The 24,044-nt window shown below is 57.1% G+C and carries 23 protein-coding genes; 2 read left to right on the top strand and 21 right to left on the bottom strand.

What is annotated here, in order from left to right:
- Positions 1-5: 5 nt before the first annotated feature.
- The 15 genes from QMG56_RS15635 to QMG56_RS15565 form a co-directional block, all read right to left on the bottom strand.
- Positions 6-767, bottom strand: a complete 762-nt coding sequence (locus QMG56_RS15635; protein ID WP_281823197.1) for an enoyl-CoA hydratase-related protein — start codon at positions 765-767, stop codon at positions 6-8.
- Positions 768-843: 76 nt separating this feature from the next.
- On the bottom strand, positions 844-1,227 hold the full coding sequence (locus QMG56_RS15630) for a nuclear transport factor 2 family protein (protein ID WP_281823196.1): 384 nt from the start codon (positions 1,225-1,227) through the stop codon (positions 844-846).
- 256 nt (positions 1,228-1,483) lie between these two features.
- The gene (locus QMG56_RS15625; protein ID WP_230189760.1) at positions 1,484-2,287 is read right to left on the bottom strand and encodes an IclR family transcriptional regulator; all 804 of its coding nucleotides are present in this window, start codon (positions 2,285-2,287) and stop codon (positions 1,484-1,486) included.
- Between the two features lie 334 nt (positions 2,288-2,621).
- Positions 2,622-3,044, bottom strand: a complete 423-nt coding sequence (locus QMG56_RS15620; RefSeq protein WP_230189761.1) for a Zn-ribbon domain-containing OB-fold protein — start codon at positions 3,042-3,044, stop codon at positions 2,622-2,624.
- A 2-nt stretch (positions 3,045-3,046) separates the two neighbouring features.
- On the bottom strand, positions 3,047-4,171 hold the full coding sequence (locus tag QMG56_RS15615) for a thiolase family protein (protein WP_281823195.1): 1,125 nt from the start codon (positions 4,169-4,171) through the stop codon (positions 3,047-3,049).
- Positions 4,172-4,582: 411 nt separating this feature from the next.
- Positions 4,583-5,257 (bottom strand): CoA transferase subunit B, encoded by a 675-nt coding sequence (locus QMG56_RS15610; protein ID WP_281823194.1) that lies wholly within the window; start codon positions 5,255-5,257, stop codon positions 4,583-4,585.
- A complete protein-coding gene (locus QMG56_RS15605) occupies positions 5,257-5,964 on the bottom strand; it encodes a CoA transferase subunit A (protein ID WP_230189764.1) in 708 nt (235 codons plus the stop codon). Before QMG56_RS15605 ends, QMG56_RS15610 begins: the two co-directional genes overlap by 1 nt.
- A 154-nt stretch (positions 5,965-6,118) precedes the next feature.
- Positions 6,119-6,901 (bottom strand): enoyl-CoA hydratase/isomerase family protein, encoded by a 783-nt coding sequence (locus QMG56_RS15600; RefSeq protein WP_230189765.1) that lies wholly within the window; start codon positions 6,899-6,901, stop codon positions 6,119-6,121.
- 178 nt (positions 6,902-7,079) lie between these two features.
- On the bottom strand, positions 7,080-7,679 hold the full coding sequence (locus QMG56_RS15595) for a DUF2889 domain-containing protein (protein WP_281823192.1): 600 nt from the start codon (positions 7,677-7,679) through the stop codon (positions 7,080-7,082).
- A gap of 296 nt (positions 7,680-7,975) precedes the next feature.
- Positions 7,976-8,884: a 3-keto-5-aminohexanoate cleavage protein gene (locus tag QMG56_RS15590; protein WP_309298575.1), complete on the bottom strand. Its 909-nt coding sequence runs from the start codon at positions 8,882-8,884 to the stop codon at positions 7,976-7,978.
- Positions 8,885-9,014: 130 nt separating this feature from the next.
- Positions 9,015-10,028: a TauD/TfdA family dioxygenase gene (locus QMG56_RS15585; protein ID WP_281823190.1), complete on the bottom strand. Its 1,014-nt coding sequence runs from the start codon at positions 10,026-10,028 to the stop codon at positions 9,015-9,017.
- Positions 10,029-10,078: 50 nt separating this feature from the next.
- Positions 10,079-10,858 (bottom strand): class II aldolase/adducin family protein, encoded by a 780-nt coding sequence (locus QMG56_RS15580; RefSeq protein ID WP_281823189.1) that lies wholly within the window; start codon positions 10,856-10,858, stop codon positions 10,079-10,081.
- Positions 10,859-10,988: 130 nt separating this feature from the next.
- The gene (locus QMG56_RS15575) at positions 10,989-12,344 is read right to left on the bottom strand and encodes an MFS transporter (protein ID WP_281823188.1); all 1,356 of its coding nucleotides are present in this window, start codon (positions 12,342-12,344) and stop codon (positions 10,989-10,991) included.
- Between the two features lie 472 nt (positions 12,345-12,816).
- Complete coding sequence (locus QMG56_RS15570) at positions 12,817-13,995, bottom strand: acyl-CoA dehydrogenase family protein (protein WP_230190439.1); 1,179 nt, start codon at positions 13,993-13,995, stop codon at positions 12,817-12,819.
- Positions 13,996-14,066: 71 nt separating this feature from the next.
- On the bottom strand, positions 14,067-15,260 hold the full coding sequence (locus tag QMG56_RS15565; protein WP_230190438.1) for a CaiB/BaiF CoA-transferase family protein: 1,194 nt from the start codon (positions 15,258-15,260) through the stop codon (positions 14,067-14,069).
- 511 nt (positions 15,261-15,771) lie between these two features.
- On the opposite strand from QMG56_RS15565, the gene QMG56_RS15560 reads away from it, so the two are divergent.
- Together QMG56_RS15560 and QMG56_RS15555 are read left to right on the top strand one after the other, a co-directional pair.
- On the top strand, positions 15,772-16,533 hold the full coding sequence (locus tag QMG56_RS15560) for an SDR family NAD(P)-dependent oxidoreductase (RefSeq protein WP_230190437.1): 762 nt from the start codon (positions 15,772-15,774) through the stop codon (positions 16,531-16,533).
- A gap of 15 nt (positions 16,534-16,548) precedes the next feature.
- Positions 16,549-17,322 (top strand): SDR family NAD(P)-dependent oxidoreductase, encoded by a 774-nt coding sequence (locus QMG56_RS15555; protein WP_281823187.1) that lies wholly within the window; start codon positions 16,549-16,551, stop codon positions 17,320-17,322.
- 91 nt (positions 17,323-17,413) lie between these two features.
- On the opposite strand, the gene QMG56_RS15550 is transcribed toward QMG56_RS15555, so the two are convergent.
- The 6 genes from QMG56_RS15550 to QMG56_RS15525 all read right to left on the bottom strand — a co-directional run bounded on the left by QMG56_RS15550 (position 17,414) and on the right by QMG56_RS15525 (position 23,847).
- Positions 17,414-18,448 (bottom strand): alpha/beta hydrolase, encoded by a 1,035-nt coding sequence (locus QMG56_RS15550; RefSeq protein WP_281823186.1) that lies wholly within the window; start codon positions 18,446-18,448, stop codon positions 17,414-17,416.
- 245 nt (positions 18,449-18,693) lie between these two features.
- Positions 18,694-19,479: an SDR family NAD(P)-dependent oxidoreductase gene (locus QMG56_RS15545; RefSeq protein ID WP_281823185.1), complete on the bottom strand. Its 786-nt coding sequence runs from the start codon at positions 19,477-19,479 to the stop codon at positions 18,694-18,696.
- Positions 19,480-19,603: 124 nt separating this feature from the next.
- Positions 19,604-20,389: an SDR family NAD(P)-dependent oxidoreductase gene (locus QMG56_RS15540; protein ID WP_281823184.1), complete on the bottom strand. Its 786-nt coding sequence runs from the start codon at positions 20,387-20,389 to the stop codon at positions 19,604-19,606.
- 81 nt (positions 20,390-20,470) lie between these two features.
- Positions 20,471-21,610, bottom strand: coding sequence for an NADH:flavin oxidoreductase (locus tag QMG56_RS15535; RefSeq protein ID WP_281823183.1), 1,140 nt, complete (start codon positions 21,608-21,610; stop codon positions 20,471-20,473).
- A gap of 26 nt (positions 21,611-21,636) precedes the next feature.
- The gene (locus tag QMG56_RS15530; RefSeq protein ID WP_281823182.1) at positions 21,637-23,493 is read right to left on the bottom strand and encodes an NAD(P)/FAD-dependent oxidoreductase; all 1,857 of its coding nucleotides are present in this window, start codon (positions 23,491-23,493) and stop codon (positions 21,637-21,639) included.
- Between the two features lie 36 nt (positions 23,494-23,529).
- Positions 23,530-23,847 (bottom strand): hypothetical protein, encoded by a 318-nt coding sequence (locus QMG56_RS15525; RefSeq protein WP_281823181.1) that lies wholly within the window; start codon positions 23,845-23,847, stop codon positions 23,530-23,532.
- Positions 23,848-24,044: the final 197 nt, after the last annotated feature.

Raw genomic sequence — 24,044 nt, 5'->3', positions numbered from 1 at the left:
ACTCCTCAGCGACCTGTCCAGCGAGTCGTGCGCTTCTCCCTGAAGGCACTCTCGCCTTCACGCGTGTCTTCGAGTTCCAAGATGTGTTTGAACCACGTCATCGAAAGCTCGTACAGTTCCTGCTTTCTAGCGGCAGGCTCCACGGCCGCCCGAGCCACCGCCTTTGTGGCCCGGATCGCGGCGGGAGCGGCCCGCAGAATGGCCTCTGCATATTTGCGCGCGACATCGAGACTGGTGCCTGCGGGAGCCACATCGCTTACCAAACCCCAATGTCGCGCCGTTTGCGCGTCCATCATCTCGCCGGTCAGCAAATACCGCATCGCCACATGCCAAGGCATGCTCACAGGTAACAGATTCGCCCCGCCCCCAAGTGCTGCAAATCCAACGAGTGGCTCCGGCAGACCAAATTTTGCCTTTTCGTCCGCTATGATCAGGTCGCAAGCGAGGGCAAGCTCAAAGCCGCCGCCCAGAGCCAGGCCGTTCGCCGCGGCGATGATCGGCTTGTCCATAGTATTCCGGCGCGAAAGCCCTGCCCAGCCCGTCTCCGGCATACCGGCTTCCATGTCGTCGGCAAGATCATGACCGCTACAGAAGGCGCGACCCGCCCCGGTGACGATTGCCACGCGCAGGGAATTGTCGGCCTCATAGAGGTCCCACAGCGCCGCAAGTTCATGACACGCCTTTGCTGTCAGCGCGTTCAGCTTCTCGGGCTGGTTCAAAGTGATCGTCAGGATGTGACCATCGCGATCGGAGTCGATCATTGACATAGGGTGTTGTCCTTTGTGGAGGCTCTCCGTCAAATGACCGCGGGTCGGACATCTTCGGAATCGCTTGGAATTGCATTCAGCGCCGAACGTTCGATAACATCCCAGGCGTTGAGGCATGGTGCATGCCTATCCGCCACACGCCGCCGTCTTCGACGAAAGTTAAGGTAATGCGTACTGTCAGCAAGGTTGCGCCGATCGAAAAATGGACCATGCCGGCAACCGCCGCAGTCGTGCCCGACAACCGTACAAGGACAAGATCGTCAAATCTGGCACTGGCCGACCCTTCCGCAGGCAGTGCAGCGAAGTAGTCCCGGATGGCGTTCCGTCCCGACAGCAAGCTGTCGCTCGATCCATAGAGCACGGCATCCTCGCGATAGAGCGCCGCCAGTGCATTGCAGGCGCGTTTGGCAAAGTGATCGGACCAGGTCGATAGGACGTCCAGCGGCCCCGATGATGTCATTGTTGCGTGACCAATTCCAAGCCAAGGAGAGACGTTCCCAAGCATCAGAAAAGATGAGTACCCATGAGTCAACGATAAAGCGTGAGATGCCGCGATGGGCTATCGGAGTGACGCCGACATGTTATTGGGCGCTGTCCCAACTCTCTTTTGGTCTCCATCCAGTTTGCTTAAGCGAAGCACGCCGTTGCCGAAACAACGCGAGGAAGTCCTTAGACTAAGCTTGCGGTAATTTGAGGGCGGATCGGGTGAACCGCAATCACATCGGATTGACGATGGGTGCCACAGCCGCGCCGAGCTCCGCTGCGGACCGCTGTAGCATCGGTACAAACCGGCGCATCCGCGCGAGAGATCCGCCCCCCCCGTCTTTAAGGACCACCGTGCCGATTGCGGCCACCGGAGGGAAGTCGGCGTTAGGCACTACGACGGCAACCGATTGGGCATGTGCCGTCCAACCGCTGAACGAGTATGCGCAACCTTCTTCAGCGATTGTTTCCATTTCCTTTAAGAGGTCTGCACGCTGGTTCGCATCGAATGAATTGAGCCGCGTCAAACTCTCGTTCACCAGCTCAGCGCAATTAGGCTGGTGCGCAAGCAAGGCCTTTCCACTCGCGGTGTAGACCGCGGGCACACGAAGTCCGGAGCGCGCAGCCGTGGAGAAGCGAACCACAGGGTCGATCTTGTCGACATACAGGATATCGCTGCCGTGCAAGATCGACAAGAATACGACCTCGCCCGTCTCGGCGTTTAGATTGCGCAACACGGGATGTGCCGCACGTCTGAGGCGGCTCCGCTCTGCGATCACCGAACCCTGTTCCCACAACTTCAACGTTGCAAGATATCGACGCGTACGAGGCTCTTGGGCTACATAGCCGGTCGCGGCCAGCGTCTTGAGCAGGCGGTGCATGTTGCTTCGCCCGATCCCTAGGATATCGCTCAGCGCAGAGACGCCCAATGGCTCGCTAGCCTCAGCCAAGCATTCCAGAATACGCAGTCCCTTGACTAACGTCGTATCGAGCCGTTCCGACGCGCCTTTTTCGTCACCCTGTTCGCCCTGACCCATTATGCAATCTCCTTGACTGTGCACAAGGACATACTCCAATGAAAGTCAATATGCGTCCAATTGCCGTCGGTCTGACCTTCCCCCTTCAGACAAGCGGCGCATGGTTACAGCCGTTCTTGAGCATTCGCGAACATTTTCGAATACGCTTGTCGTGTCGGTCAGCAATTATCCCCTACATTGCAGCCTGCACGACTACGTTCCACGCGGTGCCGCCCAATTACTTCGTTCGTGCCGAAGCGCATTTCCTAAATGGCCGCAGCATAGTCACGTCAATTATCGGAACGGCAGGCGTCTGGAAGGCAGAAGGCCGCAATGAGTGGTGCGGTGTCGCACCCTACACTGCGACCGCAGGCTTGAAGCGGGGAATCGCGATCCCATCGTCGACCTCAATCTTGAGTTCCAGCGGCTGGTCAATCTCCAGCGCCTCAGGATCAGCCACATCAACGATATTGCTTGCGAACCGAGGGCCTTCTTCCAATACTACGATGCCAACCGTGTAGGGGACGCGACTCTTGTAAGCCTCGCCGTAAGGACGGTAATAGACGACCCAGGAATAAAGCGTTGCCCGCCCCGAAGCTTCTTCCCAAACCAAGTCCGGCTTCAAGCATCGCGGGCATTCCTCACGCCCTGGAAGAAAGGCGTGATTGCAATTTTGGCAGCGCTGAAACACCAGCTTGCCGTCCTTGGCGGCATCCCAAAATGGACGTTGGACCGGACCGTCGTCCGGTAGCGGCAGCAGTGAAGGATCCCGATCCATGGTCAACGACCGATGATCAGCGTTCCGTGCGTTTGCATGATCCCTCCCTGTGTGCTGATGATACTGTTTCTGACATTTTTAACCTGATTTGCTGCGGTGCCACGCACTTGGCGGATTCCCTCCAAAACCATCTGCATGCCTGGCATGCCTGTTTCCGAGAGCAGTCCGCCTGCGGTGTTCATGGGGATTTCGCCGTCCAGGCCGATTGCACCCTCTTCGACATAGCGCCCGCCATGGCCCTTCGCGCAAAAGCCGTAATCTTCGAGTGTGATGATCGGCACGATTGAAAAGCAGTCATAGAGCTGAGCCGTATCCATATCCCGCGGTCCGAGGCCGGCCATCTGAAACGCCATCGCCGCCGATGTCGCGGCCATAGTTGTGGTCAGATCATTCCGCAGTTCGACGTTCCAGCTTTCTTGGCCGGCGCCGAAGCCAAGGATCGGAACCGGATCAGGAACCCCGAGTTGCTTGGCGCGCTCCGCACTCATAAGCACCAAAGCGGCACCGCCGTCGCTGACCAGAGCGAAGTCGTCGCGTCGGAACGGCGAGATCAGGAATGGCTTTTCCAAATACTCATCAATGTCCAGAGGCACACGGAGCTGCGCATTTGGGTTTGTAGTTCCGTTGCGCCGCCCATTCACGGGAATGGCACCCAACTGGCGTTCTGTTGTGCCAAATTGTTTCATGTGGCGCCGCGCAACCATCGCGTAGCTCGCCGCTGCCGCCACATAACCGAACGTGGCCGTATCGCCGAGCGCAGCGCTATACGATGCCGCACTGAAGGACTTCGGATTATCGGAGAAGGTGACGACCGCAACATCGCACAAGCCAGCCTCGATCAAAAAGCTCGCATAGGAAATACAGCCGGTGACCGCTCCGCCGCCCTGATCCCAAGCCATGCCGAATTTAGGCTTAAGGCCCATTGCTTCGGCCACTTTCTGCCCGGTCATCATGCCTGGAAGGGAAGTCGGCGGCTTAACCAGCAGCGCATCGACAAGATCCTTTTCGATGCCTGCATCCTCAAGCGCGTTACGAACCGCCTCCACTACCAAGGAAATGGTCGTGCGGCCCGGAAGGCTGCCAAACTTCGTTTGACCCATACCCGCGATGACGACCTTACCTCGCATCTGTGCCTCGCATAACCTTCTCCTGATACTGGTGCCAACGCTTCTGAACTATGGCAGTTCACGCACTCGGACTATTGCTCGGTGATAGCCTCACATAACGGCCCACCCACTCATCCGAGCATGATCTCACCGCATGTTTCACAGATACACCGATTCTAAAAATCACTTATACATGTAAATATAATTTCATTAATATAGATTAATACCTACTACTGCAATAAATATCTCGTTTATATTGAATATATAAATAACAACTATCAATATACACATTTATATAAAAACACGAGTTAACCTAATCTATTTGATAGATACTCTGATCTATCGGAATTCTTGTAATTATATATTGCCGAGACGCATGGCAATAGCGTGGTCGTACTGAGCACCATGCGCTGCGTCCAGCAACGCCAGCCGTTATGCAGCCGATAGCGCGATATCGTATTTTGCCGTCGTTTTCGCCGCGACTTCCTTCGCAGTTACGCCGGGTGCCAGTTCTATAAGCCGGAAAGACGAATCGTCGTCGGCACGCTGGAACACGCACAAGTCAGTGATGATCATGTCGACTACATTCCTGCCGGTCAGCGGCAAGGTGCATTCGGGTATAAGCTTCGGGCTGCCGTCCTTGGACGTGTGCTCCATGACGACGATGATCTTCTTGACCCCGGCGACGAGATCCATCGCGCCACCCATGCCCTTGATCATCTTGCCCGGGATCATCCAGTTGGCGATGTCGCCCTTCTCGCTCACCTCCATCGCGCCCAGCACCGTCAGGTCGATATGCCCGCCGCGGATCATGGCGAAACTGTCGGACGAGCTGAAATAGCAGCTGTGCGGCAACTCGCTGATCGTCTGTTTGCCTGCATTGATAAGGTCCGGGTCCTCGTCGCCCTCAAAGGGGAAAGGACCGATGCCAAGCATACCGTTCTCGGACTGCAGGGTCACCTCCACCCCATCGGGAATGTGGTTCGCGACGAGGGTAGGAATGCCAATGCCCAAGTTTACGTAAAATCCATCGCGCAACTCCTTCGCAGCGCGCGCAGCCATCTCATCCCGGGTCCAGCCTTTCATCCGGTCGTCATGTTTGGTCATCAGGCCGCCTCCCTCTGGCGAACGGTACGAAATTCGATCTTCTTGTCATTGGACGCACCGACAATCATGCGTTTCACATATATGCCAGGAAGGTGGATACTGTCAGGGTCGAGGCTACCTGCGGGAACCACTTCCTCGACTTCGGCGATGCAGATCTTCGCTGCAGTCGCCATTGGCTGATTGAAGTTGCGTGCGGTCTTTCGAAAAATGACATTACCGGTTTCGTCAGCCTTCCATCCTTTAATGATGGCAAGGTCGGCAAAGATGCCACGCTCCAAAATATATTCCTGTCCGTCGAAAACCTTGACCTCTTTGCCATCCGCAACCTGTGTGCCTACGCCAGTTTTGGTATAGAATCCCGGTATGCCGGCTCCGCCTGCGCGGCAGCGCTCCGCCAATGTGCCTTGAGGGCAGAATTCCACTTCCAGTTCGCCCGAAAGATATTGGCGTTCGAACTCCTTGTTCTCGCCAACATAGGAACTGATCATCTTCTTCACCTGGCGGCTGCGGAGCAGCTTCCCCAAACCTTCACCATCGATACCGGCATTGTTGGACGCGATGACGAGATCCTTCACCCCAGAGTCCCGGATGGCATCGATCAGCCCCTCCGCGATGCCACAGAGCCCGAAGCCCCCGGCACAAATCTGCATTCCGTCGAACAACAGCCCTTCCAGCGCCGTGGCGGCATCAGGGTAAAGTTTATTCATGGCATATCCTCTTCAATCGGACCGACCGGCGATCACATCGACGTTGCGCCGGACTTGTCTTGCCTGGATCGCAACCTAACCGTTGCCCGTCGCTGTGAAACGACATGATACTTGGCAGGACGGTGCTCTCCGGCGAGGCAAATCTCTGCAACCTTCACTTCCCCTGAAAGTTGGGCTTGCGCTTCTCGGCAAATGCCTTGGGTCCTTCTACGGCATCTTCCGTGTTGAACAGGTAGGACACGAACGATTGTTCGAAGCGAAGTCCAAGCGACAAGGGCAGGTCCATCGACCGCAATGCCAACTCCTTCGCCGCTTGTACGGCTAGTGGTGCGTTGGCTGCGACCCTTTCGGCATATTCCATGGCCTTTGGCAGAACATCCTGCCAGGTTGGCACAACCTCGTTGATGAGCCCCCAGCGTTCGGCCTCATGTGCGGTTATGGTGTCCCCCGTGAGCAGCAGCCGCATGGCCACGGCATACGGCAATTGCTTGATAAGGCGTTGGGTCCCGCCGTTAGCAGGCACGCCGCCACGCTTTACCTCCGCCACGTTGAATGTTGCGCTTTCGCAGGCAATGCGCATGTCGGTCGCCAGCATCAACGTGACCCCGCCGCCCAGACAGTAGCCGTTAATCGCGGAAATGACTGGCTTCCAAACTTCCAGGCCGCGATTGAGGAGCATGTCGTTCTGAGTCTTGAAGAACTTGGAAGCTGGCGCTCTTTGCGTCCAGACGGCCGACTTCAGGTCAGCGCCGACGGTGAATGACCGGTCTCCGGCACCAGTCACTACGGCAACGCGAACATCATCATCGTCACGAACACGGGACCAAGCGTTCGTCAAACCTTCGTAATGCTCGGGGTCCATTGCGTTCATCCGCTCAGGACGATTGATCGTGATAAGGGCAACACCTTCTTTACTGAGCGAAAAGTCGATCGACATGGATTTCCTCCTTAGTGGAATGTCATTCTGAATAATAGAACATTTCTAATTGGCCAAGCGAAATGTGCCGTCCCTGCGGCTTGCTCCGCGCCAATGCGCAAAACAACACAACTGCGTTAAGGCACCTGCCAGACTGTCGCTTCAACAACGCCCGGGCTGATCGATCATTATATTGCCTCTAAGGTTCGCTGCGTTCGTCGACCGACTTGTCAGCAAATTGAGGAAAGTGTTCGCTCACGCCCGGACCATCAGTGCGCCAGCCATAACAGCGGTCTAGGAAACCAGGGCGATCGCCACTCGCCCTTACATGATCCAACTCGCCGCCCCCCTCCGGGTTTTTCCCCCAGCCCATAGTCTGATAAAATGTTGTGGCTGCTGGAACCAGGAGGTCCATGAGATGCGTGCAGGCATGCCGATGGCCGATTCGAGCACGCGCCTCCTTCTGCCAACCGGAAACAAAGCGAACGCCGATGAGTTCATGCAGGTATTCACGGGCGTCCTGACACGCAAGCATTGGGGTCGTGGCCATCTCCGATTCGATTGCCGTGATTGTTAGCTGGTCATCGACGGTAACCCGAAGCTTCATGTCATGCACGGCGGCACCGGCCTTCTGAGGGCCGCGAGTGATCTGCACGAAATCGATGCATTTCGTGTCACGCAGACTCGCCTCGACCTCCCATTGACCATCAGCGCGCAGGTAGCCGTCGCAACGCACTGATCGCTGATGCAACATCTTGCGCGGAGCCGCTGGGGGAAACTGCGTCGGTTCCATCGTCATTCCTTTAACTATTCTAGTACCGGCCCGCACAGCTATCTCGTTGCAGAAAAAGCCAGAATTGAGGCGACACCCGCGGCAACCTGATGAGCGATCGCGTGCGAAGAGTCGCGTCAGTCTGCGGATGGGCGGGGGAGCAACTATCTGCGCTCTCAGTTTTATCAGCCCTGCCCCGCTTACCCAAGCTTCTGAAGCATTCTGGAACGCCCGTCACCGGAACAAATGCCGATGACGGGGCCCCAGCTTATTCGTGCCTTGGCTACCTGCTGCCTGTTGTCTGCGCACGGGCAGCCAAAACATCAGAAGCCCACGTTATCGCCGCCCTTCGTCTCAAGCATGGCCCGCGCTTCTTCCGGTGTGGCCAGGTCGAGACCCAGTTCTTCGAGGATACGACGGCTCTTGGCGACCTGTTCCGCATTTGAAGTCGCCAGCTGGCCTCGGCCCAGAAAAAGGCTGTCCTCAAGGCCGACGCGGACGGAACTGCCGAGCAGGGCGCCGAAGGTCGTCAGCGGAATCTGGTGACGACCCGCAGCGAGTACCGAGAATAGATAGTCGTCGCCAAACAGGCGTTCCGCGGTCGCCATCATGAACTGCACGTTTTGCGGGTCTGCCCCGATTCCGCCGAGAATTCCGAAAACGCCCTGAACAAAAAACGGCGGCTTCACCAAGCCCTTGTCCACGAAATAGGCAAGGTTGTAGAGATGCGCAACATCGTAGCATTCGAACTCGAACCGGGTTCCCAGGTCACCCAGCTCACGCATGCCGCGCTCGATCTGCGCGAAGGTGTTGGATGCGATGAAATCCCTGGTCATCTCGATATACGGCTGCTCCCAGTCGTATTTCCACTCCGTAATCTTCTCGGCAACGCCGGCGACATTGAAGTTGATGGAGCCCATGCTCATCGTGGCGACTTCAGGCTTGGCCCAAATGGCCGGGGCCAACCGTTCGTCCATCGACATGCCCAGTCCGCCGCCGGTGGTGATGTTGAGGATGGCGTTGGACTGCTGCTTGACCCGCGGCAGGACCTGGCCGAACAGCTTCGGATCCTGGGTCGGCTTGCCGTTCTCCGGATCGCGCACGTGGAAGTGGATCATCGCCGCTCCCGCCTCCGCCGCAGCGATGGCTTCGGCCGTGATCTGGTCGGGCGTGATCGGCAGATGGGGTGACATGGACGGAGTGTGGACCGATCCGGTTACCGCACAGGTCATGATGACTTTTTTAGACTTTCTCATGTTTATTTCCTTTCAGGTGGCAGAGCTTAATTTTGTGGGAGTGTGACAACTCAAATTCGGCAGCGTGTTCACATGCGACTAACCAGAAGCATTCCCTGCGATAGTTTCAGTTCATCATCGCGACGTCAGTCGCCCGCTCGCCGACAAACGGGTTGCGACCATGACCGATCTGCAAATTGTCGACGATCATCAGGTCGCCGGTTTCCCACTGCCACGCGATCGTCGCGTCATCGACCACCCGCAGCATCGCGGTTTCCTCCTCGTCATTCAGTGCTTCGCCATTGCCCAACAGAATATCGCTAGGGATTTTCTGCGATGCGCGGAGCTTTATAGCGGACTCGCTCTTTTCGCGCGTCGCTCGCTGGTCCGGATTCGTGTGGATCGCGCTACGATAGATCATCTCGCCCGTTACCGGGTGGCGGACAAAGGCTGGAAGCCGACTGTAGACTGTCAGGCTATTATCGTCGTGCCAATGTGGCTCCATCCCACGCTTCGCGCACACCTCGTTCACTTCTTCGCGCGAGTCCGTGTAGAAAGCGAAGTCCCAGCCGCGGCGATCCATAAGCTCGGTTTCGACCATCGATCCGGTCGGTGGAGCGAAGTTGCGGACAGTCAGAATACCCGAGCTAGCAAACCTCTCGCGAAGTTTTTCCGGAATGTTGGCCGAAACCCTGCGCATATCGGCGATTATCGTTTCACCGCCCTTTTCCGCAACCTTTCGCGCGAAGAACGCCAGGCGCGGCGGATAATCCCGGACGTAGAACATCTCTTGATGAATCTGGATCGTTTGCTCGCCCGTTCGTTGGGTTGCTTCGTAAACACCCTTGTCAAGAGGGCGACGTGCGGCCGCACCGCCCTTATAGTTGCCCTCATAAGCAGGAAAGCATGCCACGATAGTCGCAAAGTCTGCGGAAGTGCGAACCGGAAAACCTCGCAGCACGATCGCGCCATGTTCGATAATCAGCCGGTCCAATTCCGGTCGTTGCTCGGTCACCCAAGCTGCGACATCGTCAATAGTATCTAAAGCGCCTGCCTTCGATTCTATAAACACGGGCGGCAGATCATCCAGCGGGATCGACGCACAAACCCGCGGACCAAGGCTGGCCGATAACGGCGACATTTTCACAGTTCTTAAATCTACGGCCACGGCATCGCTCCAGATACGTCTGACTATTCCTCTAAAGATCCATAGGTTCGGCTGAGACGCCGCAGCACCGCTTCCCACTGGATAGCCGCACTGGCCGAACCGAGATCTCCCCGGACCACTTTCTGCGTGGATTCGAGATGACTTTTCTCCAGCAACAGGACATTATCCATACCACTCGCCATAGCGTCGATCTGAATACGGCACGCGGTCTCCAACCTGAAGATATTGGCGAAAGCGTGGGCGACCGAGCGGCCACAGGCGAGCAGCCCATGATTGCGCAATATCATCAGGTTGTTTTCGCCGAGGTCATCGATCAGGGACTGGCGCTCAGCGAAATCGACCGACGGCGCCCAGAAATCGTGATAGCTGACCTCTCCCAGAATGGCGGCATGCTGAGAGAGCGGTAGCAGACCACAGGCCATCGAGGCTACGCCAACACCTGCTCTCGTATGGGTATGGACAATCACATCGACATCATGCCGAACGGAATGGATGGCGCCGTGAATGACATACCCCGTGGAATTTATGCGATAATCGCCTTCTGGGGCGAGAATTACCCTGCCATCCAGATCAACCTTGTATAGATTCGCCGCAGTGACCTCGTCATACATCAAGCCGTATGCGTTCAACAGAATATGATCGGGTTCATCCGGGACTCTGGCCGTGATGTGATTGGCGATCATGTCGGTCATGCCGAACATGTGAATGGCGCGGTAAAGCGCCGCTAGATCCAATCTTTTCTTCCATTCAGCATCGCTGACCTGATGGCGTATGCGCGCGCCGGCACCTGATAGGACGTTCACTCTACTCCCCCTGTAAAGGAAGCACGTGGCGACATGAACGGCCGACTTTGCTGCGTCGCGCCAGAGACATGATGCTCGCGACGACACACCCCACCGGATACTCTCGTAAGCGAGGCGGGACATTCGCTCACTATGACGCCGCCGCCAGACGCTCGTTGATGCGGCTCTTGGGAATTCCCATTATAAAGACAAGTGCCGCCACCACCACGACAACACTCAGCATAACCAACGCAATCGAAAAGTCGCCTGTTGCAACGCGCAGCTGGCCGATCGCCATCGGTGTGACAATCGCTGCGCTGGCACCGGTCGAGGTAAGCATCGCGATGCCAGCAGCGCGTGCACGGTCGGGCAGGAAGGCTGCGAAAATGCCAGTCAACAGTGTCCCGCCCGCAAAGCTGCAACACATGGCAACGGTCTGAAGCACGATCACCAGCAACGGGCTCAGCGGCAGCACCGCAAGAAGCGATAGCGCTGAAGCGCCGATCAGCAGGGTTGCAAAAAAATGCCAGCGACGCTCACGCATTTTGTCAGATCGCCGTGCAAAAAGATACATCGCGGCGATCGAGACAAGCGGAGGGGCGGCTGAAAGAAAGCCAATGCCTGCAACCGACGCTATTCCCGCATCACGCAAAAGCAAGGGCGTCCAGAGCGACGCGCCAGTAAGCGCGTAAGCACCGAATATGACGAAGGCGAGCATGTAGAATTGCGGGTCACGAAACAGACTACCAACGCCTTCGCGCCCGTTTGGCGACTGAACACCGTGGTCGGCAGCGAGGTCGACGCGAATAGCCGCCTTCTCGGCCGGTGCAAGCCATTGAGCGTCGTCAGGCCGATCTGTGAGAATGAAAATGGCAGCGAATCCGAGGAAAACTGCTGGCAGACCTTCGAGCAAAAACATCCACTGCCAGCCATGAAGACCGGCAACCCCTTCCATGCCGACAATGATAGCACCCGAGAGCGGCGACCCGATCGCACTGGCGAGTGGCATGCCGATCATGAACATTGCGGTGATGCGCGCCCGATATGCAGACGGAAACCAAAGCGTGATGTAAAGCAACACGCCCGGATAGAAGCCCGCTTCCGCAATCCCCAGCAGAAACCGGACGAGGTAGAACTGCGTCGGTGTTGTTACGAACATCGTGCACGAGGATACAATGCCCCACAAGGCCATGATGCGCAGCAACGTTTTGCGTATGCCGACACGTTCGAGAAGTACGTTGCTCGGCACCTCGAACATCACATAGCCAAGATAGAATATGCCGACACCGATCCCGTAAATCTCGGCAGTAAAGCCCAGATCGCTCTCCATCCGGAGTTGCGCCATACTGATGTTGGTTCGATCGATGGCGTTGATCACATAGGAGATGATCAAAAACGGCATCAGGCGCCAGGCAATGCGCCGGTACATTGCGACCCGGTCAACCGGTTCGACATCGAAGGATTGTTCGTCCCGTGCCTTAGATGTGCTAGCGGCAGCGCTCGACATTTTTGGCGGTCCTATGTTACGTCAGTGACGATTGAGCACCGCAGCTTATCTGTTGCCGCAGCCAGCGAAGCCAACTGCACCGGTCGCAAAATTGCGAGAGCGGCAAACTCTGCCCGCGCGCGTTTGCCAGGGACACGAGGCAATACCTTCGCCCACGCAAAACGATCCTTTGAGGAGATGCGTGATACGCAAGAAACAGACTGCATCTCCCCTCCCAATCCTTCTGTTATGTGGAAGAAAATTCTATGTGATAGAACTAACGAACTCGGTCAATGGTGGCAGCGGCCATTCGCAAACCCAAGCTTATTAACACGTAGCCGTTACCACCGGTTGCCAGAGACGCAGATCTCATCGATCCCACTGTGTGGACCAGCAACCGGCGGTTGAAGCTACCTTGGCCGAGCGCCTGAACTCCCCCACCTTCATGATACCGAAATTGGACGACGTTCGGGACCAAGCTGCATTCGGGCAATTAGCTGCGGCTTCCTAGCAGTTCGCGAGCAACCACCATCCGATGCACCTCAGACGGCCCCTCACCAATCCGCTTGATGCGAAGCTCCCTGTACCACCGCTCGAGCGGCATCGCCTGAGTCACGCCCAGTCCGCCGAACATCTGGATACAGCGATCGACGACCCTGCCAGCCGTCTCCGTGGCCGTTACCTTGGCGATCGAGCTTTCCAGTTTGAATGGCTGGCCGAGATCGCCCTTCCACGCCGCCTGATAGGTCAGCAGCCGTGCAGCCCGGATCTCCATCTCGCTATCGGCGATCATCCACTGGATCGCCTGCTTGTCGGCGAGCGCCGACTTGAACACATGCCGCTGTTTGACCCATTCGATTGCAAGCTCAAGCGCGGCTTGGGCGGTGCCCAAGCAGTTGGCCGAATAGGCGATCCGATTGTCGGCGAGAAATCGGTCAGCGAGCTTGAACCCTTCCCCTTCCTCGCCCAGCCGCTGGCTCGCAGGGATGCGGCAATCGGTGAAGTAGACTTCGTAGGGTGAGTAGGAACGGATGACCTTGATCTCGTTGAACGACAAGCCTGGCGTGCCGTTTTCAACGATGAAGGCCGTGATGCCCCGGCGGTCGGCGGCATCGCCAGTGCGGGCGAAGACGATGCCCCAGTCGCGGTTGGCCGCATCGGTGATCCAGGTCTTGCTTCCGTTCAGCACATAGTCGTCGCCGTCGCGCACAGCGCGGGTCTTGATCGCCCGGGCAGGATCGGAACCGCCAGATGGCTCGCTGATCGCGATCCAGGCCTTGCGCTCACCCTTAACGGTAGGCACGCCCCAGCGCTGGATCTGCTCGTCGTTGCCGCACCAGATGATGTCCGGCGGATCGTCGCCGAATGCCCCGCCGCCCCAGGTATAAGAGCCCATGCGGCAGCGCGCACCCTCTTCGGCGACGACCGCCTGGGCCAGCAGGTTGAGACCGGCACCGCCATATTGCGCAGGGGCGCGAAATGCGTAAAGGCCGAGCTCGCGGGCCTTGTCCTGCAACGGCTTCAACATCTCGGGCGGGAACTTGTAGGTATCGTGCGGCACCTTGTCCTCGAGCGGCTGGACCTCTTCTTCCATGAAGCGCCGAGTCATTTCTTTAAGAGCACGAAGCTCTTCGGGTAGCTCCCACGCTCCCAGGGTGCCCAAGTCAGTCATTCGATCTCTCCCAGCTATTTGGTCTTACAGGCTTGGGCGATCACAAACTCCGCCCGGCGCCCCCAACAAATCTAGATTGCTTTTTCGCGCTTGAGTTCTGCGATATCCTGATCACTCAGCCCCAGCTTTTCGGCAAGGATCATGGCAGTGTGCTCTCCAAGTTCAGGACTCGGCGTCGGTGGAACTAAATCCGCACCGTGGAAGCGAAGCGGGCTGTTAGGCAGCACAACGCGGCCGAGGCGCGGATTATCCACCCATTCGAGCATTCCCCGCTCATGCATATGTGGGTCGTTGAGCACTTCGAGCACGGTGCGCACCGGAGCACATGGCACACGCCCCAGTTTGGCCCTTTCGAACACTTCGGCGCTGGAGAATTGCCGTGTCCAGCTTGCAACGACTTCGTCCATTTCTTCCACGTTGGCGACACGCGACGCGTTGGACGTAAAACGCTGATCGTCGCGCAGATCTTCCCGCCCGATCAGGGTCAGCAAGGCATCCCAATGCCCCTCACGTAAAGCGATGATCGCGACGAAGCCGTCACTAGTCGGATAGACATTGTAAGGCGCCACAGCCAACCCGCTGTGCCGATTGCCGGTCCTCGGTGGCTCGGCCTGCATTTCATGCGCCAGCCCCAGCGACGAGGCGAGGGTCGGGAAGACAGCCTCCTGCATAGCAACTTCGACCAGCCGCCCCTTGCCGGTTCGACCGCGCTGGACGAGCGCCGTCATGATCCCGGCATAGAGATGAATGCCACCGAGAAAATCGGCTATAGCTGGCCCCGCCCTCAACGGTTCGCCGTCCGGCAAACCGGTAACGCTCATCACTCCGGATACCGCCTGGATGGTCACATCCATAGCGAGGTTGTCGCGGTCCGGACCCGAAAGACCGTATCCGCTGCCTGAACCGTAGACTAGCCGGGGATTGATCTGGCGCAGCTTTTCCCAACCCACGCCCAGCCTGTCCATTACGCCGGGCGCAAAGTTTTCCACAAGAACGTCAGCGTCGCGCACGAGATCCAGCAGAAGCTGGCGTCCGTGGTCTGTCTTAAGGTTCAATGTGATGCTGCGCTTATTGGCATTCAACATTTCGAACGGCAGCGTCGCGCCAGCGCTAACCTCGGCACGAACGCGAGCAGGTTCACCACCAAGCGGCTCGACCTTGATGATGTCGGCCCCAGCCTTCGCCATCAGGAACGTGGCATAAGGACCTTGATAGACTTGCCCAAGATCGATCACAGTGATCCCCGCAAGGGGGAGTTCTGACATGTCTTGGCTCGCAGTGTTCACTGACCATTCTTTCTGTTATTCAGACTCAAATTCTACTATACGGTCTCAATAGCTTTGACAACCTCTCGCGGTCAACTACCCCATCGAAAGTGGATGACGCGCCTTTTTGCACCAGCTGCGACGGTCCATCATCGGAATTGCCATGAGCCCCGACATCGTTCGCGCACAGCGCCGCCCATGTAAATCAAGGCTTTCCGGCCGAAATCTCGCGGCTAGGCCGCTAACCGACTGCCACAACGGAGCCCGATTGGCAGTCGGTGACTGCCAAGTATGTGGAATTAACGATCGCAGACTAGCCGAACGGCAGTTCATGGCTGGACCCGAACGCAAGCCTGGCGCACTGTTCGACGGCGATGCCGGGACAAAAGTCATTCATGCTGGCGCTTCATCGACGCATGCAAGGTCATGTACTGGTGGGCTTTTGCAGTGAGTTCGCTGATCGCGGTTCAAATCGCCTACCGGAATGACACCTAACAATAAGGAAGAGTTTATGAACGCGTTTGCTGGTCGATTTAACGGGAAAGTCGTAATCGTGACAGGCGGCGCCTCGGGTATCGGACTGGCCTGTTGCGAACGTTTCGCTGCGGAAGGCGCTTCGATAGGCGTTCTCGATCTCCATGGTGAGGCTGCAAACGAGGTAGCCCAGCAGATTCGCGAGCGGCACGGTAGCGCCATAGGCGTTCAGGCGGATGTCTCTGAACCCGCTGCAATCGCAACCGCGATTGACCAGGTGGCCAAGGCGTTCGGACGGCTCGATGTTGCGGTCAACAGCGCCGGGATAGGTGGCAGTGGCGGACCAATGAAAGATATGCCGTCCGACGTCTGGAATCGCATGATTGCAATCAACCTCTCCGGCGTCTTCTACTCGATGCAAGCCGAATACAGACATCTCGAAGCCGCAGGCGGAGGCGCGATCATCAACATCGCTTCAATGCTGGGTGTCGTCGGCTACCCCGAAGGCGGAGCTTATGTTGCCGCTAAACATGGTGTGGTCGGTCTAACGCGTACAGCTGCGCTCAGTTGGGGACCTCAGAACATTCGGGTGTCCGTGGTTTGCCCCACATTCATTGAAACGCCGATGACGAACCATCGATCGCAAGAAGATTGGGCCGCACTGGCACAGGTTCATGCTCTTCGTCGACTGCCAGAGGTTACTGACGTTGCCGCAACAGTCTGTTTTCTCGCATCCGAGGATGCACGGGCACTGACCGGCTCAGTCCACATGGTCGATGCCGGGTATACAGCCGGCTGATTGGGCAGGAAATCGATGTCAAAGAAATCTTCATTGGTGGGTCAAACAGCGATCGTAACTGGCGCTGGAGGGGACATCGGTCGCGCGATGGTGCAGCGCCTTCATGCGCGAGGAGCGTTTGTTGTCGCAGTCGACCGCGACAGCAGGGCCCTCGACAAACTATTGGGGTGTTCAGACAACACCGACCTGCTGGCCCTGGAAGGCAACGTGAGCGATGAGGAAAGCGTCCGTGCTTTCACAGACCGTGCGCTCAGCGAAACCGGACGCATAGATATACTGTGCAACAATGCAGGTATCGAAGGGCCAGTTGCCCCTATTTCAGATTACCCTCTTGTCGATTTTGAGCGCGTTCTCGAGGTCAATGTGGTGGGCGTATTCCTAGGCATGAAGCACGTCATTCACTGCATGGCAGCACAGGGCCGGGGCAGCATCATCAATATGGCGAGCACTGCCGGGTTAGCGGGGGGGGCGAATCTTTCTGCCTATGTCGCCAGTAAACACGCCGTTATCGGACTAACCCGGGCTGCAGCCGCCGAATGTGCCAAGCTGGGCATATGCGTGAACGGTATTGCACCCGGCCGAGTGGCGGGAAGGATGATCGCGTCGATCCTTGCCGGCCAGACACCGGAAAACCGCGAGACGCGCGCGGGAGGCGCGGCCGCGCCTGAACGAGACAACAGCCCCTATGAAGTCGCTGAGCTTGCCGCGTCCTTGGCTTCGGGTGAAGCAGGCTACGCCAACGGCGTTATCTACCGGATCGACGGGGGCATCGTCAGCGAGCATATGTGAAAGTCGGCCCGGCCCGATCGCCCGCATTTGCGCGTCGAGACGGCTGGCGCCAGAGGGCTCGGCGCATCGCAAGTATCCATTTGGCTGAAGATTAAGCGGGCTTCGGCCATAGATGCGGCACGGTTTCGATAAGCCAGCGTGCAAGGACGCTGTTCAATTCGACCGGCTTTTCTTGCGCCATCCAATGACCGGATTTTATGACCATTTGCGTAAGGTGGGAGCACGACTGCCGCATAGGGTCGCCGAGCCGCGTTCCCGCAGTTTTGCAGGTAACGTCATAGGCTGCCGATACGAAAAGGGAGTGCAGGTCAATCCGGCCGCCATTATGGGCACGGGCCGCGTAGGCGATGTTTCGAGCGTCGTTAAGATACCAAGAGTTTGGCCCGAAGAAGCTCGCACGCGTCAGTGCTGCCACATATTGGCTGTGCTCTTCCTGCGTGATCAACAGCTCGTCGAGTGGCAAGTCCCGCAGCATGTCGATAAAAAAACCAAACCCGCCTTCATTGGTGACACGGGCCGTGACCTCGGGCGCGTCAACGGCATCCGGATTGCCGCGTCGGAACAGCCCCCTGATGATCGCGCCGACATTTGCCTCAAAGTCGCGCGCCGCGCCCTTGAAATCTGCTACATAATGGTCCCAATAGGCCCATTGTCCCGATGGGAAAATTTCCTCCGGATAGATGGTGCGATCGACCAGTGGAATGAGGTTCGCACGTGCAAATCCTTGCGGGATATACGGCACGCACAGGTTGACCAGAGCGTGGCATCGTTCAGGATAGTGTGCACCGATGCTCCAGACAATAGGGCTTCCCCAATCATGCCCAACCCAGATGGCCCGTTCAGCATTCAGGCTGTCGAGCAGCTCAACCATGTCAGTGACGATATGCTCGACAGCATAATCCTCGTGCTGCGCATATAGACTGGAGCGACCATAGCCGCGCATATCTGGCGCTATCACGCGAAAACCGAGATTGGCAAAGCATGCGAGCTGATGCCGCCAGCTAACGCCTAGTTCTGGCCAGCCGTGCACAAATATAATTAGCGTGCCGTCGACAGGACCAGCCTCATTATAGAAAGTCGTGTGCCGGGAGGTCTTGCAAATCTTTTCGAGTGGCAAATATCTCATGGATCGCTCCTTGCATCACGCGTTCGATCGGTCGTCCGAACATTTGGCGCTCATGGTTCCGCCCCGTCTCAAGGCCCGCGACAAACGCCCTCCCCCTCCTCCATGTTGACCGCGAACGCGCCGTCACTCCTTCTGCCGATTGCAGCCGTCACAACGCGTGTGTGTCGAGCGATGCCGCACAAGACGGATACAAAAGCGCGTTTCTCGCGCGCTTTTGTAAAACTAAGAGTCGATTGGCAGCTGGGCTATCCCTTCATTTCATTGAGGAATGGGCGGAGGTCGGCTAGCCCAGTTTGCGAGGTAACACCGCCATCGACAGGGAGGATGGCACCATGGATGTACGAGGCTGCGTCAGACAGCAGAAAGGCAATGGCTTCGGCGATCTCGGATGCTTCTGCTGCGCGTCCGAGCGGGGCCGCAGCGTTCCAGGCCGCGCGCAATTTGGGAATGCTATCCAGCACAGTAGTCATCGGCGTCCTAACGTCGCCGGGGCACACGCAGTTCACCCGAATGTTGTCGCGCCCCACAGCCCCCGCGAGCGAGCGTGTGTAGTTTACCGTTGCGGCCTTGGTCAGGTTGTAGGCCGGCATGGCAGCATCGCCGAGCAGCCCGGCAATCGAGGCGTTGTTCACGATGGATCCGCCACCTTGGCGGCGCATATGCGGAATGGCTGCGCCGCAGGCGTAGACCACGGAGGCTGTGTTGACCTTGAACACCCGGTCCAGTTCGTCGGCCATGAGATCTTCCGAGGCGGTGAGGTTGCCGGTGCCCGCATTGTTGACCAGGCAGTCAATCCGACCGAAGTGGCTGACAGCCTTTTCGATGAGCGCCTGCACCTGCGACTGATCGCCTACGTCGGTGCGATGCATGATGACACTATCACCGAATTCGGCGAAGGTATCGACTTCTATATTCAGGTCGGCAACCACAACCTTGCCGCCGCCACGCAGGAAGGTGAGCACGGTTGCTTCCCCCATACCCGATGCGCCGCCGGTAATCACCGCCACTTTGCCGTCGAACCGCTTATTCATAGTCACTGTCCTTTGTGATCCGTTCATTATCCGTCGAGAAGTCGCCACGCTCCATTGGTAGCTGCTCCACGCGCGCTACCCTTGGATCCTCACCGATCCCTCTTCATCGGAACATCGAGCGCGCTCAGGCCGCCATATCCGCCAGGAAGGGGCGGAGGTCGGCAAGCCCAGTTTGCGAGGTAACGCCGCCATCGACCGGGAGGACAGCACCATGGACATACGAGGCCGCATCCGACAGTAGAAAGGCGATGGCTTCGGCGATTTCAGATGGGTGTCCCGCGCGGCCCAGCGGAATCGCCCCGTTCCATGCGTCGATCAACTCGGGAAACTCCTTCAGTCCCTCCGACATAGGCGTAGCCGTGTAGCCCGGACACACGCAGTTCACCCGGATGTTGTCGCGCCCCACGGCTCCAGCGAGCGAGCGCGTGTAGTTTATGGTCGCTCCCTTGCTCATGTTGTAGGCTGGCATGCCCGCGTCGCCGAAGAGTCCTGATATGGAAGCATTGTTGACGATGGCTCCGCCACCTTGCCGACGCATGTGAGGAATGGCTGCGCCGCACGCAAAGACCACGGCGGCGGCGTTCACCTTGAATACCTTGTCCACTTCCTCAGCCGTGAGATCTTCCGACAGGGTAAGGCAGCCGATCCCCGCGTTGTTGACCAGGCAATCAATCCGGCCAAAGTGGCTGACAGCCTTTTCGATAAGCGCCCGCACCTGCGCCTGATCACCAACGTCGGTACGGTGCAGCAGGACCGCATCGCCAAACGCATCGAAAGTATTTACCTCAACGTTGAGGTCGGCAACCACGACCTTGCCGCCGCCGCGCAGGAAGGAGAGCACGGTTGCTTCACCCATTCCCGATGCGCCACCGGTGATCACCGCCACTTTGCCTTCGAACCGCTTGTCCATGATTGCCTCTCTTGGTTTCTAGATCGTTTGATTATTGGTCAGCTTCGTGGATCGGGCATGCAGGCGGTGGTCAGAGAGCCATCAACTTGCCGAAGACACCAGACTTTGCATGTCGTCGGATGCATTTTCAGCCGCCGCTGCGCTATTGGCAGCAATGCCCGGGAAAAGCTCAAGCAGGTAATCCACAAAGGCGGGACTGACACATTGTCCGGCAAGGTATTCCGGAGAGACGGGCAGCTTAACTGGATGGAAATTCTGGTCCGCCCGCATCTGCATAGGGAGATCATGATGAACGATCGCCGAGCGACCTATGCCAACCATGTCCAGCCCGGCAGCGAATGCCTTGGCGATATGCTCTCCGTCCCACAGCATCCCTGCGGCACCCAGACGCGTTCCACCCCGTTCAAGCGACGTGAAATGTTCCAGAATGGTTTTTCCCTGGTGTTCCGGCTCCTTGGGCTGCTTGAACACGTCCAGCAAAGACATGTCGAGATATTCAATTTGCCCGCCCAGCATCAGATCCTGCGCCAGTTCCTTCATTTCCGCCAACCGCAGATCGAACAATTCCCCCGACAGGCGAACGCCAAGGTTGAATTGCGAGCCGCAGCTCTGGCGCACGCCGGAGATGAGTTCCTGCAACAAGCGGGCACGATTTTCAAAGCTTCCGCCATAGCGATCGGTACGGCGATTGATGACCGGACTGAGGAACTCGCCTATGAGATAGCCGTGTGCGCCGTGGAGTTCGATACCATCAAATCCAGCCCTCTCGGCGCGGCGGGCCGCCACAACAAAGTCTTCAACGACCTGCTCTACCTGCGAAAGCGTCAAACCGACTGCACCGGTAGCTTCGTTGTCTGAAGGGCAGACTGGCGACGCTCCGTTCAATTCCTTCGGCGCTCTCATCCCAGCGTGATAGATTTGAGCTATCGCAAGCGAACCGTGACTTTTTATCGCCTCGGCCAGGCGCGACAATCCAGTGACATGCTTGTCGTCGAATATCCCAAGCTGGCCGGCAAACCCCCGTCCGATTGCCTGCACATGCAAAGCGCACGTCATCGTCATCCCGAAGCCACCGCGCGCGCGCGCTATCAACCACTCAAATTCTTCGTCCGAGAGCGTTCCGTCATCATTGCTTTGGCGGGTCGTCATAGGCGACAGCAAAAACCGATTTGGCATTTCTCGTCCGCGCGCGAACGTCAGTGGCGTAAACAAGTCTTCCATTCGCTAAATTCTCCGCAAATCCGTCATCAATTTTCAAGCTGCAGGCCAGAAAGCGTCCCTGCCTCTCGCCACTTCTTCAGTTCTTCGAAATAGTCCACATTTCCACCCGCATAAGCACTGTCAACTACGATGGTGTCGGACAACTTTCCCTCACCATTGAAATAACCTGGAGTACAAGATGCAAGAAAATCACGCTGAACACCGGACCGTTCGATGATCTTATTAACCCACTCTTGTTCAGCAGGCTCAGTGACTTCAAATGTACGCAAGCCACGTGCTTTCGCTTCTCTGATAATGTACTCAACCTGGGCTGCCTGGCCATTTATGATATACAGCCAGTTGAAGGCGTAAGCCGACTGGATAGGTGAGACAATCATCAAATTGGGAAAACCGTGGACATGCTGTCCATGCAACGAGCGCGCGCCAGCGCTCCATTTCTCCGACAACTTTAAGCCGTCGCGGCCATAGATTTCAAATCCGCCAACATTGGTGAAGCGAGGCGCCCGCACGTTCGGTTCAAAGCCGGTTGCAAATACAACACAATCGAGCTCATATTCCTTGCCACCGACCATGACGCCTTTTTCGGTGAAGGCTTCTACCCCGCGACCCATAGTATCGACGAGATGAACATTAGGGCGATTAAAGTTTTCAAGGTACTCGTCATGGAAACACGGTCGCTTACAGAACTGCGGAAAATATGGCATCAGGGCCTGTGCTGTCTCAGGGTCCTTAACAATCGAAGCGACCCGCTCACGGATGTCCGCCATCTTCTGGAAATCAGCAGCCTCGCCAAGTTCTGCCGGGCTCAGTCCGAGATCCTCGAACTTCTTTGCTCCATCGCCGAGGTACAGAGTTTTAAAGTTATCGGTCCAGCCGTCATTGACCGCGTCATGTTCAACCGGAATGCCACTGGTAATGCGATTGAAATTCTCCATGCGATCATATTGCCATCCCGGCTCGAGCGATTTTGCCCACTCACTATCTGTCGGCCGGTTGGCGCGTATATCAACTGAGGCGGGCGTACGCTGGAAAACAAAGAACTCTTTTGCCCATTGCCCCAGATGCGGCGCAACCTGCACTGCAGTAGCTCCAGTCCCGATCATTCCAACGCGCTTGTCCTTCAGCCCCGTCAAGCCGCCCTTGTAGTCACCGCCGGTATAGTCATAGTCCCAGCGACTGGTATGGAATGTCCGGCCAGAAAACTTTTCGAGCCCTGGCAGCTGCGGCAATCGTCCGCGATTGAGACCGCCGATGGCCACGATCACAAATTGAGCAGTGATAACATCGTCGCGGTCCGTTTGAACGGTCCAGCGCGCATCTTCGTCACTCCAGTGCATTTCAGTGACCTGCGTCTGAAAGCATGCGTCCTCATACAGACCAAACTTTTCGCCGATCGCTCTGCAATGTCGCTGAATTTCGGGTCCTGAGGCGTATCTTTCAGTCGGAACATAGCCCATCTCTTCGAGCATCGGCATGTAGATATAGGATTCCACGTCGCACATGATGCCAGGATAGTCGTTCCAATACCAACTCCCACCCAGGTCTCCGCCCGCTTCAATAATGCGAACTTTCCTAAGCCCGGACTGACGAAGACGAGTCGCGATTACCAGACCCGACAAACCTCCTCCCACCACCACAGCTTCTACTTCATCTTGCAGCGGCGCACGCGATATGGGCTCTTTGACATGAGGATCCGTAGCCAGTTCTTCCAGCCCGCCTTCCATCTTCGTGAACTGCCGATCAGCCTCGGGACGCAATCTCTTGTCGCGCTCCTCCCGATATTTGCGGCGCATCTCTTCTGGATCAAAGCCGAGACGCTCAATCAGCTTTTGCCGGGCGTTAACCGTGGCTCCGTTGCTGCCGCCATCAACCATCGCCGACATCAGCTTTACTCCCTCATTCTCATTAACGCGTCTCGCTCAACGGACGACGTCGAAATCTTCCAGCGTCGTGGAACGCAGTTCAGTTTCCATGGCAATGTGATCGCCAGGATAGAAGAACCAGACCCGATGCTTTTCATCATGGTAAAAGCTGTCGCAGTTCCCGTTAAAAGTCGTATCCTTGAAATATTCCTGAACGCTTTTATTGTATTCCTTAAACACGTCTTGCCGAACATTGATCGACTTTAGTTCCATCTCTTCTGCTGCTTCAATCAAACGGATAATGTATTCGGTGGAAATTTCCGCAGAATGGATAGCGGACGAATGGCCAAATATTCCGTTGGGACCGTTCACCATGAAGTAGTTTGGAAAGCCAGGTACCGATACGCTGCGGAATGCCTGTGGCAGATCGCTCCAGACATCCTCTAGCCCGTCTTATTCATGAGACCGCCGCTCCGAGGTTTTGTGGGCTGGGTTCGTTGTTGACGGCGTAGTCTGGACGAGCGCCTCCGCTGGTGATTTTCACCACGACGGGAGCAAGGGGCTTTTTGAGG

Origin of the sequence: Sphingobium sp. BS19 (assembly GCF_027925545.1) — a bacterium.
Taxonomy (GTDB): domain Bacteria; phylum Pseudomonadota; class Alphaproteobacteria; order Sphingomonadales; family Sphingomonadaceae; genus Sphingobium.
The sequence above is the reverse complement of the archived record's forward strand: the minus strand, read 5'-3'. Positions and strand labels throughout refer to the sequence as shown.